The organism is Collinsella sp. An2, assembly GCF_002160065.1.
In the GTDB taxonomy this organism is placed as follows: domain Bacteria; phylum Actinomycetota; class Coriobacteriia; order Coriobacteriales; family Coriobacteriaceae; genus Limicola.
In genome coordinates this window covers 135,594-147,464 of record NZ_NFJW01000001.1, presented here as the reverse complement: position 1 = coordinate 147,464, position 11,871 = coordinate 135,594, and the positions used below count along the sequence as shown (strand labels likewise).

The 11,871-nt window shown below is 64.5% G+C and carries 12 protein-coding genes and 1 other RNA gene; 1 reads left to right on the top strand and 12 read right to left on the bottom strand.

Features of this window, described 5'->3' with window-relative positions:
* Nucleotides 1-8 precede the first annotated feature (8 nt).
* From B5F33_RS00645 to B5F33_RS00635, 3 genes are read right to left on the bottom strand one after another with little or no spacing between them, the layout of a single operon-like run.
* Entirely contained in the window at nt 9-1,052 is a 1,044-nt protein-coding gene (locus B5F33_RS00645; RefSeq protein ID WP_087409864.1) for an acyltransferase family protein, read from the bottom strand.
* The gene (locus tag B5F33_RS00640) at nt 1,042-1,770 is read right to left on the bottom strand and encodes a D-alanyl-D-alanine carboxypeptidase family protein (RefSeq protein ID WP_087409863.1); all 729 of its coding nucleotides are present in this window, start codon (nt 1,768-1,770) and stop codon (nt 1,042-1,044) included. Before B5F33_RS00640 ends, B5F33_RS00645 begins: the two co-directional genes overlap by 11 nt.
* Complete coding sequence (locus B5F33_RS00635; RefSeq protein ID WP_087409862.1) at nt 1,767-2,828, bottom strand: D-alanine--D-alanine ligase family protein; 1,062 nt, start codon at nt 2,826-2,828, stop codon at nt 1,767-1,769. Before B5F33_RS00635 ends, B5F33_RS00640 begins: the two co-directional genes overlap by 4 nt.
* Before the next feature lie 330 nt (nt 2,829-3,158).
* On the opposite strand from B5F33_RS00635, the gene B5F33_RS11055 reads away from it, so the two are divergent.
* Nucleotides 3,159-3,281 carry a hypothetical protein gene (locus B5F33_RS11055; RefSeq protein WP_255376231.1) on the top strand — a complete coding sequence of 41 codons (123 nt, stop codon included), beginning with the start codon at nt 3,159-3,161 and terminating at the stop codon, nt 3,279-3,281.
* A gap of 428 nt (nt 3,282-3,709) precedes the next feature.
* Here the strand turns inward: B5F33_RS11055 and nagB are convergent, their stop codons facing one another.
* From nagB to nikC, 9 genes are all read right to left on the bottom strand, one after another.
* Nucleotides 3,710-4,441 (bottom strand): glucosamine-6-phosphate deaminase, encoded by a 732-nt coding sequence (nagB, locus tag B5F33_RS00630; protein WP_087409861.1) that lies wholly within the window; start codon nt 4,439-4,441, stop codon nt 3,710-3,712.
* A 65-nt stretch (nt 4,442-4,506) separates the two neighbouring features.
* A complete protein-coding gene (locus B5F33_RS00625; protein WP_343215916.1) occupies nt 4,507-4,953 on the bottom strand; it encodes a PTS glucose transporter subunit IIA in 447 nt (148 codons plus the stop codon).
* A 299-nt stretch (nt 4,954-5,252) separates the two neighbouring features.
* Nucleotides 5,253-5,648, bottom strand: coding sequence for a 30S ribosomal protein S9 (gene rpsI, locus B5F33_RS00620; RefSeq protein WP_087409859.1), 396 nt, complete (start codon nt 5,646-5,648; stop codon nt 5,253-5,255).
* A gap of 3 nt (nt 5,649-5,651) precedes the next feature.
* On the bottom strand, nt 5,652-6,095 hold the full coding sequence (gene rplM / locus B5F33_RS00615; protein WP_087409858.1) for a 50S ribosomal protein L13: 444 nt from the start codon (nt 6,093-6,095) through the stop codon (nt 5,652-5,654).
* A gap of 194 nt (nt 6,096-6,289) precedes the next feature.
* A complete protein-coding gene (locus B5F33_RS00610) occupies nt 6,290-7,177 on the bottom strand; it encodes a patatin family protein (protein ID WP_087409857.1) in 888 nt (295 codons plus the stop codon).
* A gap of 490 nt (nt 7,178-7,667) precedes the next feature.
* Nucleotides 7,668-8,035, bottom strand: a transfer-messenger RNA (tmRNA) gene (gene ssrA, locus B5F33_RS00605).
* 295 nt (nt 8,036-8,330) lie between these two features.
* Nucleotides 8,331-9,581: an ATP-binding protein gene (locus B5F33_RS00600; RefSeq protein ID WP_087409856.1), complete on the bottom strand. Its 1,251-nt coding sequence runs from the start codon at nt 9,579-9,581 to the stop codon at nt 8,331-8,333.
* 251 nt (nt 9,582-9,832) lie between these two features.
* Nucleotides 9,833-10,921: an ABC transporter ATP-binding protein gene (locus B5F33_RS00595; RefSeq protein WP_087409855.1), complete on the bottom strand. Its 1,089-nt coding sequence runs from the start codon at nt 10,919-10,921 to the stop codon at nt 9,833-9,835.
* A 4-nt stretch (nt 10,922-10,925) separates the two neighbouring features.
* Nucleotides 10,926-11,867 (bottom strand): nickel transporter permease, encoded by a 942-nt coding sequence (gene nikC, locus B5F33_RS00590; protein WP_087409854.1) that lies wholly within the window; start codon nt 11,865-11,867, stop codon nt 10,926-10,928.
* Nucleotides 11,868-11,871: the final 4 nt, after the last annotated feature.

The following is an 11,871-nucleotide window of genomic DNA, read 5'->3' as shown; positions in this document are numbered from 1 at the left end:
TTTCGTACTCAGCGGACAATGCCTCTGGCCGCTTTCAGAGCCTTCGCGGCGGCGGAACCGACGGCGGGCGCGGCACGCGATGCTCCCATGGCGGCTGTGAACGAGAGCACGAGCGCTGCGGAGAAAAGCGGCGCAGGAGACGCGAGGACCGGGACGAGGCGCGCCGCGCCGCGAACCGCCACGATGGCATAGGGATGGGCGAGGTAGACGGCCTCTGATGCCGGCGCCGCCGCATCGAGAGGGCACCGGGCCCGCGGGCGGGCGGACAGCAGGATGCGGAACAGAGTCCACGACGCGAGCGGGAGGGAGAGATACATGCTGTCATGTCGCTGCCACCCGAGCGCGGATGTGAGGCACGCCTCCGTCGCGACGGCGAGCAGCGACGCGGCGAGCAACGCGCCGTCACAGGCGCGAACCCCCTCCTCGGCAGACCGGCTCGCAGCCCCGAGCATCAGGAACAGTGGGACGTAGAACAGCCCGTTGCGCGCGTACCCCACGCAGGAGAACAGGGCGCCGTATAGAGGTTCAAGAGGGCCAGCCGCCGCGACGGCGCCGAAGTAGCTGTCACCTCCGGTGCCCACGAGATAGAGCGCTGCAGCCGCCGCGAGCGCCGCCCGCAGGCCAAGGCGGGATAGCGCGCAGCAGACCGCCAGCCCGAGGACGAGCGCCGGGAAATACCATAGGTGATAGGCGGTGCCGTCGACGAGGAGCCAGCGCAGGAACGCCGGGACGCTTGCGGGAAGGTTGCCCGCGTACGCCATGAGCGGGAGGTAGGCTGCCGTCGCCAGAAGGTAGGTCGCGACCGCGCGCCGCGCGTAGCGGCGCACCCGCTCTCGCGATCCGGGAAGGTGCCTCAGGAAAGGGGCCAGGACGTAGCGCCCCGCGACCATGAGGAAGAACGGCACGGCAACGCGAAAGGCCCCGTAGGTCGCCGCTTCGTCCAGCGCCGGCGAGATTCCCGAGAGAGGGGCGGTGTGGATGGCGACGACCATGGAGGCGGCGACGGGGCGGAACCGGTCCACCCACACGTCGCGCCCTGCGTCACGCCCCATGGCCGCCGCGCCCGACCACGACGATGCCGCCCTCGTTGGTGACAGACGCCCCGATCAGCGGAAAGGGCGTCCGCGGAATCGGCTCGCCCTCCGGCTGCCACCATATGAGCAGCCCGCGCGCACGCAGCGGTCGCCCCACCGAGGTCCCCCTCCTGAGGCGCGCCACGTACGCCTCGAGAGGGAGGTCGAGCTGCTCGATCACCGACGCGTGCACCCCGACGTAGCGAAAGTGCCAGGGCTCGGCGGCGATGCCCGTCACGGGTTCCTCCCCCGCGCGGTAGCGCTCGATGAAGCCGAATTGGGCGGCGCGCCTCCTGAACTCGCGTCCGACGCCCTCGTCCGGGAAGCTCGGCCGGATGAAGTCATACGGCTCCGTCGCGAGCGTCACGTCGACCGCGAGCCCCGTCTCGTGCTCGCTGCATCCCGGCCGCGCGACGTACGACCGCGCGAAGGAGGCGCCGCTCTCGGCGACGGCCTCGTCCCAGATGGCTGCCTGCTCCTCGCGGCCCCTGAACCCGCTGACCGCCAGGACGGAACCGTCCCCGTCGACGGCCGAGACCAGCCCGCGCAGCGCGCGGGCGGCGTCGCGCTCCAGCAGGATGTCGCCGCTCACGCCCCGCACACGCTCAAGGCGCTCGGGGAGCGCGCTCGTCGGCACCGGATGCGCGGCGTTGACCAGAATCAAGGAGCGCCCGACTGACGCGTTCCGCCCGTTCATCGGGCCACTCCCTCGGAGAGGATCTCGTTCACGGCGCGCTCGAACGACCACCCGGCCGCCGCCATCATCATCGGGAACCTGCTGTGCGCCGTGAACCCGGGAACCGTGTTCACCTCGTTGAAGAGGAGGCGTCCGTCCGCGGCGCGGAAGAAATCGACCCGCGCGAACCCGCGGCAGCCGAGGCCGCGGAACACGCGCCGGGCGAGCGCCTGGACCCCGGCCCGCTCCGGTGCGGGGATGCGCGCCGGAACGTGTATGCTCGACGTCTCGAGCGAGTACTTCTCGTGGAAGTCGAAGAATCCCCCGGAAATCTCGATCTCGTCCGGCTCGCCGCACACGAGCTCGCCCCGCCGCTCGAGGACGGCGACGCCCACCTCGAACCCTTCGATGCGCTCCTCGACGAGCGCCTCGTCGTCACGCTCAAAGGCGAGCGTCAACGCCGCGTCGAGCCCGGACGCGCTCTCGACAAGCGAGATGCCGATCGACGACCCGGACCGAACCGGCTTCACGAGGCAGGGGAACCCGACCGAGGAGGCTCCGTCCGGCGCACCCGTACGCTCGAAGTCCCGCTTGTGCACCAGGAACGAGCGCGGGGCGGGCACCCCGGCCGCCTCGGCGACAAGATGTGCAAGCCGCTTGTCCATGCAGATGGCCGAGCACTCCGACCCGCAGCCTACCACCGGGATGCCGGCGAGCTCGAAGGCGCCCTGCACCGTGCCGTCCTCGCCGTTTTTGCCGTGCAGGAGCGGCAGCGCCGCGTCGAGCCGCACGGCCCGAAGCGGGCTCCTCCCCGCGAGCAGCACGAGTCCGCGCGTGAAACGGTCCGGGGAGAGGACCGCGCGGGTGCGAGGGGCCGCCTCCAGCCACCGAGCAGTCTCCTCGGCCGGTACGCCGTCGGGCACGATGTTCCAGGCGCCGCTCTCGCGTTCGATCCACACTGGCACAACCTCGAATGCCGTGCGGTCTATGTTCGCCAGAACCGCCGCGGCGGTCTCGAGCGAGACGTCATATTCACTCGACCTGCCGCCGAACAGCACGGCGATGCATTTGCGCTTCATGATGGGAACCTCCTCGCCTCTAGCCTGCACACAAGCCTACGAGGCAAGGGGGGCCACGTCCTTAACGCCCGAGACGGGGTAGCTGAAGATGGTTGAAACGCTTGTTTAAGGAATCGTTAACGCACGGAATCGCGCGGCGCCTCGCAGGGAAGACGGACCGTGAAGACGGCTCTCTCGTCTTCGCTCGATGCCCCGATTGTCCCGCCATGACGCTCGACGATCGTCTCTCTTTCGTAGCGCAGGGCCTTCCACATGAACCCCGGCGCCCCCGAGCGTGTCTAAAATGGCAACTGGCCGGCGATCTGCTGCATCGGGCGCTGGGTCGTGTGCATGGCAACGGCGCTGCTACCCGTGCTCGAGCTCGCGTTCAGCCATGCCCCGACCGACACCACGGGCGCACTTCTTAGCTACGCGGCCTTCTTCACGCCGATTCTCTCGTTGCCGGCAAGCTGAACGGGCAACACGGCCGCCCCAAATCCTATGCAAGTCGGGCGCGATATTATGCATGCCGGGAACCGTGCGAGACGTCGCGCCGGGAGGGACGGAGCCGGGCCGCAGCGGGACGCTCCGGAAGGGCCTCGGCGGCGCCTCCGGGGCACTCCATGCGAGTCGCGTGCCCCGTCCTCGAGTTGCGTGCGCCCGATGGAAGTTACGAGCGCCCGATGGAAATCGCGAGCGCAATTCGGCCATCTCCAGCCCGTTTTAAAGGTAATTCTGGCCGAAACCCTCTATCAACTTTGGAAGCGCGCACGCAACTCGAACATGAGGGGTACTCGTAATGCGCCCCACTCTAAAATGCCCATTAAAAAGCCCCGGTGGACTTCACCGGGGCTCGAGTGGACGACGGGAATACCGCCGCACATGTTGTTGCGATGAGCGAGCTACTCGCAGAGTGAGAGCGCAGCCTCGTCGGCAACCACCACGACGTTGGGATGCAGCTGCAGGATGGAAGCGGGGCACGACGGCGTAACCGGACCGAAGCACATGTCGTGTACAGCCTGCGCTTTGGCCTCGCCGTTGGCGACCACAAGGATCATGCGAGCATACATGATGGTCTGCGTACCCATGGTGTACGCCTGGCGCGGCACATCTTCCTCGTGCTCGAACAGACGGCTGTTCGCCTTGATGGTGGACTCCGTCAGGTCAACGCAATGCGTACCCTTCGAGAAGTGGTCGTCGGGCTCGTTGAAGCCAATGTGGCCGTTGTTGCCGATGCCCAGCAGCTGAAGATCGGGATACCCAGCGGCAGCGACAATCTTGTCGTACTCAGAGCAGGCAGCTTCGGCATCGGGATTGGAGCCGTCGGGCACATGCGTGTTGGCCAGGTCGATGTTGACATGGTTGAAGAGGTTCTCACGCATGAAGTAGTGGTAGCTCTGGGGATCGTCGTGCGAAAGGCCGCGATACTCGTCCAGGTTGTAGGTGCTTACCTTGGCGAAATCGAGGTCACCCTTCTCGTACCACTCAATAAGCTGCTTGTAGGTGCCGATGGGCGTGGTACCGGTGGCAAGGCCAAGAACACAATCAGGCTTCAGAATAATCTGCGCGGAGATGATGTTCGCCGCCTTGCGGCTCATGTCCTGGTAATCCCGGGCACGTACGATCTTGAGCATGTGGACCCCTTTCTATGGATGCTCATTGCGGCGGCCGCCCCGACGACAGCCGCCCCGATCAAACCTCACCGCTCGCGAGCGGTGATGAGTTTCTCCAGCTCCGACACCGTGTCTCCCACGTTGCCCTTGATGCTTGAAAACTCGACGGCATTGCAGATGAGGATGGGAGCGGTCACGTCGTAACCCTCCGAGCTGATGGCCTCACGGTCGAACTCGATGAGCACGTCGCCCTTCTTGACCTCGTCGCCCACGGACGCATGAACCTTAAAATGGCGGCCCTCGAGCTTATAGGTGTCGAGACCCACGTGAATCAGGACATCGAGCCCCTCGTTGGTGTGGAGCGCGACGGCATGGCCGGTGGGAAAAATCGCCTTGACCTTAGCATCGGACGGTGCGACGACCTTGCTGCCCGTAGGAATGATGGCCACGCCCTCGCCCAGTGAACCGGACGCAAACGTGGGATCATCTACCTCGGAGAGCGGGATCACCTTGCCCGCTAAGGGGGAAAGCAAAACGTTTCTTCTCCTGTGTAACCCAAAAGACTTCAAAGCTCGTTGGAACATGACTCCCCTAGATCACCCGTGCAAGAGAATACAAGCCGCATAGCGCGGCCCTCTCTATCGTACCTCAACTCAACCCGTTTTGATATGGAGGGTGCCGTTAAATCAACGAGCACCTTTGCAGCCTTCCGAGCCAGTGGGGTCAAAGGGCCCAAGGCCGCCTCGCATACGCGCGCCGGGACATCGCCATATGCGAAAAGGGCCTGCCGACCAGGTCGACAGGCCCTTGAACATCCAAGGTAAAGATACGATTAACGCTTGGAGAACTGCGGAGCGCGACGGGCCTTCTTGAGACCGTACTTCTTGCGCTCGACGACGCGCGCATCGCGCGTAAGGAATCCGGCCTTCTTGAGGTCGGCACGGTAGTCACCGGCGTTGAGCAGCGCGCGAGCGATGCCCAGGCGCAGAGCGCCAGCCTGGCCGGAGATGCCGCCGCCATCGCAGAGAGCGATGACATCGAAGGAACCCATGGTATCGGTCACCTTGAAGGGAGCAAGGGCACCATCGAGCAGCTGCTGACGGCCGAAGTACTCGGCTGCATCGCGCTTGTTGACGGTCACCTTGCCGGTACCGGGAACGAGACGGACACGGGCCACGGCGTTCTTGCGACGGCCGGTGCCCTGGTAGACAACGGTGTTCTCAGCCATAGCTTATGCCTCCAGCTCGATCTTGACGGGGTTCTGAGCAGCGTGCGGATGCTCGGGGCCAGCATAGACCTTGAGCTTGGTGAGCTGCTTGCGACCAAGGGTGGTCTTGGGCAGCATGCCGCGCACGGCGCGCTCGATGACCGTCTCGGGATGCTTCTCCATGGCGGTACGGAAGCTCTCAGCCTTGAGGCCGCCGTTGTAGCCAGTGTGGCGATAGTAGGTCTTGTGAGCGGCCTTGTTACCGGTAAGCTGGACCTTATCGGCGTTGATGACCACCACGAAGTCGCCGCAGTCGGAGTTAGGCGTGAACTGGGGCTTGTTCTTGCCGCGCAGGATCATAGCGATCTGAGTGGCAAGACGACCCAGGACAGCACCCTCGGCATCGATGAGGACCCAGTTGCGGGCAACCTCACCCTGCTTGGCATAGTGAGTCGACTTCTGAATCACTTCGGACTCCTCCAATAATACGTGTCTTGACAGAGATTCACGGGGCTCTGAAAAGTAACCTGATGAGTATACCGCGCCGAATGCGCGCGTCAACTACCTTTCGCAGGTACCGTCGAGGTTCTTCGCAGAGTCTTCAACACTTATGCTTGCGGCGACCGCGCTGACTTGCCAGGTGGTGCACAGCTGTGCAGCGATTAAGCCTTCGCAGCAAATGCACGGACGCCGTCGAGAGCGCGGACCATCTCCTGCCTGCCCTGGATGTAGAGCGCCAGAAGCTTCTCGCGGTCGCGCTCCATGTGACCGACCTCGACGGGACGAGGCGGCGCGATCACCATGATGCGACCCGCGCGCTCGTACTCCCAGATATGTTCACGCTGCTCGTTGTAGCGCTCGTGGCGCGACTCAAGGGCATCGAGCAGATAAGGGTACTTCGCGTAGCGTGCGCGGGCGGCGCCCATGAGCTCATAGGGGCCCTTTTGATAGGAGCGGTCCTGGGTGAGCACCACGATCGCGCGCCCGTAGCCCTCGTCCTCAAGCACGTGCTCCACCGGAACAGAATCCGCGACGCCACCGTCCAGGTAAAAGTGGCCGTCGATCTCGACCGGCGGGGTCACAAGCGGCATGGACGTCGAGGCGCGCACGGCATCGATATCCAGCGTGGCGTTTTTGACTTCAAGGTAATCCGGTGTTCCGAACACGATGTCCGTCGCCGTGGCAAAGAGCCTGAGCGGATTTGCCGTAAACGTATCGTTGTCAAAGGGGTCGAGACGATCTTGAACGTCGTTGAGCATGAAGTCGTAGCCTACGAGGCTGCCGCTCGTGGCCACCGCCTCGGCGCCCATATAGCGGCTGTCACCGCAAAACGTAAGGTTCACGCGGTTCACACGGCCAATCTGGCGAGACTTGAAGCTCAACCCGGTGAGGGCGCCGGCCGAGACGCCATAGCACGCATCGAAGTTCAGCCCGTGCTCCAGCATGACATCGGTGACGCCCGCGGAAAACTGGCAGCGGAAGCTTCCGCCCTCGAGGATCAGGGCGACCTTGTCGTGATTGTCCACCTGCGTCTGAACGCTGTTCTCCATGTCGCACCTCTCGCTTCGTAACTCCAAACTCCGCGGGGCGCCCGCCGCCGTGCGCGGCTCCCCGGTCATCTCCTTGCAACCTTATCTACCACTTCTTACAACGGTTCATTCGCCGGGCCCGCGACAACACATCCCACGCCCAACACGTGCAACAGTTGCGTGCGCTGTTCGCAGGTTGCGCACCCCGCTTTCGGGTTACGTACCTCGTTTTAAAGTTACGTGCGCCCAACGGAAGTTACGTGCGCCCGATGAAAATTGCGTGCGCGATTCGGCCATTCCCAGTCCGTTTTGGGGGATTTTGGCCGAAACCCTCCATCAACTTTTAAAGCGCGCACGCAAATCGGACACGACGCACGCAACTCGTACATAGGGCACGTAACTCGGACACGACGCACGCAACTCAGACGCGGGGCGCGTAGCTCACACATGTCACGAAGCTCGATAGCAAAAAGGGCGAACCCTCCAGCGAGGTGTTCGCCCCATTCTCTTGTGGTGGAGCCGCGGAGAATCGAACTCCGGTCCACGAAAGCCCCCTGATCGGCATCTCCAGGCTCAGTCGCTGATTTTATCTCGGACGCGTTGCGCGCAGCGACACGCTCGCGGCGTCCCAACCGGTTCGGTCTTAGCCCGCGCCATACCGATTACGTGCACGGGAGCATTCCCCTAACATGACACCGCGCCCGGGGCGGGGAATTCCCGGGTTAGGCGTGCCTGCTATAAATTAAGCGGCAAGAGCCAGCTGAGGCTCGTAAGAAGAATTCTTGTCAATTCATTTTGACAGTACCCCTGTTTAACGTGGCGAGGAGACCACGGCCTGCTTCCTCTCTCAGAGCTATCGTGTCGAAACCAGTCGGCCCCAAAGGACGGTCTGGTGGGACGAACGCCGTGTCGGCGCCTCCCAACTCGACCTGTCAAGGTACAACCTGGCAACCAATCTGCCAGGGAACGGTATTCTACCACGCTGGACGCATCCTATGCCGGCGACGCCTCATCACCGCCATATGGCGACATACGCGACACGCGGCGGCACGGCACGACGGTGAGGCACGGCGCTGGCGACGCACCGCCGGCGAGGCAGCGCCCTCGACGCACCGCCGGCGAGGCAGCGCCCTCGACGCAGCACCGAGCACAGTCCCACGCCCCGCCGCACCACTTAGCGCCGCGCACCCGGCGATGTCCGCAGCAGCGCATCGACAAGGCGGTTGTCGTCCTCGTCGGGAGAGCCCAGCGGCAAGCCGCAGGCCTCAAAGAAATGGCTGCCCGCAAACTGCCGCGCACGAAACGAGTCGTGCTCTCCATCGTCCAGATAGCGCACGCGGCTCCGACAGTCCGTCGTCCCGCAGAAGAGCGGCCCATGGCTGCGCACGTAATCCAGATACAGCGGCTCATCGGACCACAGCAGCACACCTGCCATGTTCTCCAGCTCATACGCCGTGGCATAGGCACGCCAACGCGTTTCCCGATTGCGCACGTACCGGTCGAGCACCGACGCCATGCGGGTCACGCGCCGCAGCGTGTCCGCGGCCGAGATCACGCTCGTGCCCTCGATCGCCACAAGCCCGCATGCTTCGCCCAGGGCCGCAAGCGCCTGCGCGCGCTCCTCCCCCGCCAGCAACACCGCGGGAACCGTAAGCTTCATGGACTCGTCGGGAAACAGCTCGATGGCGGAATGCGGGACCACGCCGTCGAAGGCCACCGACGCACGGAAGATCAGCGAGTCATGCGCGTGCTGTATATGGCAGGCAAAGCCCTGCGCCTCAAACGCGCGGCTCATGACATCCGCACGTGCGTTGATCTCGTCGCGCGATGACGTCGCCCTCACCGAGCCCGTCCGGAACAGATACAGGTCGAACAGCGGAACGGGGTCGGCCACGTAGACGGTCCTCCGGCAGAAGTCGGTGATCTGCACCGCCCGACGCGTGGCCTTGTCGTACAGCTCCACAAGTGCCGAGCCCGTCGCGGGGCCAGACGTCGACCCTTCGCGAATCTCAACCACCCCGTCGGCAACATACGGCGGGAAGCGCCCCTCATCCACACGCACCACGATCACGCCCTGGTCGGGAGCTGCCGGATCGGTAATAAAGCGCACGTCAAACGGAGGCGCGGGCGAAACGTGGCGCCGACAAAGCTCGCCGATCATCTGGCTGTAGTCGGCAGGGATGCGCGACACAGGACATATGGCGTGGTCGTCATCGGCGATGCCGATCACCAGCCATCCGCCGCGCGAGTTGGCAAACGACGCGATGATCTTAGGAATCTTGTTCTTTACGCCCGCCGTCAGGGACCGCTTGAACTCAAGCACGTAGCCCTCGTCCATGCTGACAAGCTGCGCCAGGTCGTCATAGGTCACATCGGCGAGCTCTTTGGGAACGCCGTGCTCGTCTCGAAACGGACTAAACGTCATGCAAACCGCCTCCCCGGATGCGGGCGGTACTCAAAACACTCAACGGTAGCGTACCACGTACGACCCCATGGGGACCGTAGCACACGCGGCCCCGCCGAGCGCGGGAACGCGGACGGCGGGGCAGCCATAGGGAAAATGTCCAAGGGCGCGCGAGAATGGCATGACGAAGACGCGCCCCGGACCAGGAAAGAATCGAATCAGGCGCCGCACCGCCGGCAACGCACGTAGCCGGCGGCAGGCACTCGTTTCTGTTATGCCGCCGAGTCGGGCACCACGACCGGGTCGGCGTTGGTTTCGCTTGAGCCGCACCCGTAGGATGGGCGAGCGGCGTCGTACTGGATCTCGCGCGCGACCTTCCGCGCCTCATCGCCCGAGATATTTGCATACCGATGGCATGCGCACCAGTGATCGGGCAGCACCTCGGCAAGCTCGGGCGCCCCCACGTCACACGCCCCGACCTTGGCAAAGCAGCGCCCTGCAAAACGGCACCCCGCAGGCGGGTCGATGGGACTCGGCACGTCGCCCTCCAGGATGATACGCCGCCGCTGCAGATGCGGATCGGGACTGGGAATGGCCGAGAGCAGCGCCTGCGTATACGGGCAGAGCGGCTCGTGGTAGAGCGCGTTTTTGGATGCGATCTCCATCAAACGACCCAGGTACATAACGCCCACGCGGTCCGAGATATGCTTCACCACGTTCAGGCCGTGCGCGATGAACAGGTAGGTGAGGCCAAGCTGGTCCTTCAGGTCGTCGAGCAGGTTGAACACCTGCGCCTGGATGGTCACGTCGAGCGCCGTGGCGGGCTCGTCGGCAATGAGCAGCTTGGGGTCACAGGCGAGCGCCATGGCGATCATCACGCGCTGGCGCATGCCGCCCGACATCTGGTGCGGGAAGTCGTGCGCCCGCTCCTCGGGGCTCGGGATGCCCACCACGCGAAGCATTTCGACCGCACGCGCCCACGCGTCCTTCTTGTTCATGCTTGTATGCGTCTGGATAGCCTCGACGATCTGGTCGCCCACACGATACACGGGGTTCAAGCTCGTCATGGGCTCCTGGAAGATCATCGAGATCTGGTCGCCGCGAATCGACTCCATCTCGCGCTCGCTCGCCGCCAGCAGGTCTTTGCCATCGAAGACGATGGAACCGCCCGTCACGTGGCCCGGCTCCTGCAGAAGCCCCATGATGGAAAGCGAGGTCACGCTCTTACCCGAGCCCGACTCGCCCACCACGGCCAAGATCTCGCCCTGTTCGATCGAGAACGTCACGCCGTCGACGGCGCGCACGATACCTTTGCGCGTGGGGAACTCGGTAACCAAGTCTTTCACTTCAAGCAATGCCATGCGCTCACCGCCTCCTTGCCTTGGGGTCGACCGCGTCGCGCAGGCCGTCGCCCAGCAGATTGAAGGCGAGCACGGTGATGGTGATCGCCAGACCAGGGAAGATCATCGTGTAGGGGGCCGAGAAGATGAAGTTGCGTCCGCGCCCGAGCATATCGCCCCACTCGGCCGCCGGCGGCTGAACGCCCAGGCCAAGGAAGCCCAGGGCCGCGGTATCCAGAATGGCCGACGAGATGCCCAGCGTCGCGCGTACGATGATCGAGGGCAGCACGTTGGGCAGGATGTGCCGGAAGATGATGGCGGCGTCGGAATCGCCGATCACGCGCGCCGCCGCCACATAGTCGTTCTCTTTGACCGAAAGAATCTGGCTGCGCACGATGCGCGCATACTCGGGAATGGGCACCAGGCCGATAGCCACCACGGCCTTGTCGATGCCCTGGCCGAGCGCCGCCATAAAGGCGATGGCGAGCAGGATGGACGGCACCGACAGCATGATGTCCATGATGCGCATGATGATGAGATCGACCTTGCCGCCCTTATAGCCGGCGATGGCGCCGAGCGTCACGCCGATGGACAGCGAGATGGCCACGGCGAGAATGCCCACCGTGAGCGTGATCTGCGTGCCCACAAGGATGCGGCAGAAGATGTCACGGCCCTGCTGGTCGGTGCCAAACCAGTGGGCGGCGCTGGGAGGCTGGAAGGACTCCGCCATGTTCTGCTGGTAGGGGTCGTATGGCAGGACGCCGGGAGCGACCGCGGTGATGATGGCCACGACGGCAAGCAGCGCGATGACCACAAGGCTCACCATAGCGGCCTTGTTCTGCGACAGCGAATACCACATATCGCGCCAGAGCGAGTCCTGCTTCTGTGCCGTGCGCGCGTCGTCGCGCTCAGGCGCGGGCTGCGGCGCGCCGCCGCGCACCGTCGCTGTGGACGTTGAGACCGCCATGCGA

What these genes read in the sequence shown, in the direction of transcription:
- B5F33_RS00645 (WP_087409864.1), bottom strand. Translation starts at nt 1,052, where the DNA reads ATGGGGCGTGACGCAGGGCGCGACGTGTGGGTGGACCGGTTCCGCCCC.
- B5F33_RS00640 (WP_087409863.1), bottom strand. Translation starts at nt 1,770, where the DNA reads ATGAACGGGCGGAACGCGTCAGTCGGGCGCTCCTTGATTCTGGTCAAC.
- B5F33_RS00635 (WP_087409862.1), bottom strand. Translation starts at nt 2,828, where the DNA reads ATGAAGCGCAAATGCATCGCCGTGCTGTTCGGCGGCAGGTCGAGTGAA.
- B5F33_RS11055 (WP_255376231.1), top strand. Translation starts at nt 3,159, where the DNA reads ATGGCAACGGCGCTGCTACCCGTGCTCGAGCTCGCGTTCAGCCATGCC.
- nagB (WP_087409861.1), bottom strand. Translation starts at nt 4,441, where the DNA reads ATGCTCAAGATCGTACGTGCCCGGGATTACCAGGACATGAGCCGCAAG.
- rpsI (WP_087409859.1), bottom strand. Translation starts at nt 5,648, where the DNA reads ATGGCTGAGAACACCGTTGTCTACCAGGGCACCGGCCGTCGCAAGAAC.
- B5F33_RS00610 (WP_087409857.1), bottom strand. Translation starts at nt 7,177, where the DNA reads ATGGAGAACAGCGTTCAGACGCAGGTGGACAATCACGACAAGGTCGCC.
- B5F33_RS00600 (WP_087409856.1), bottom strand. Translation starts at nt 9,581, where the DNA reads ATGACGTTTAGTCCGTTTCGAGACGAGCACGGCGTTCCCAAAGAGCTC.
- B5F33_RS00595 (WP_087409855.1), bottom strand. Translation starts at nt 10,921, where the DNA reads ATGGCATTGCTTGAAGTGAAAGACTTGGTTACCGAGTTCCCCACGCGC.
- nikC (WP_087409854.1), bottom strand. Translation starts at nt 11,867, where the DNA reads ATGGCGGTCTCAACGTCCACAGCGACGGTGCGCGGCGGCGCGCCGCAG.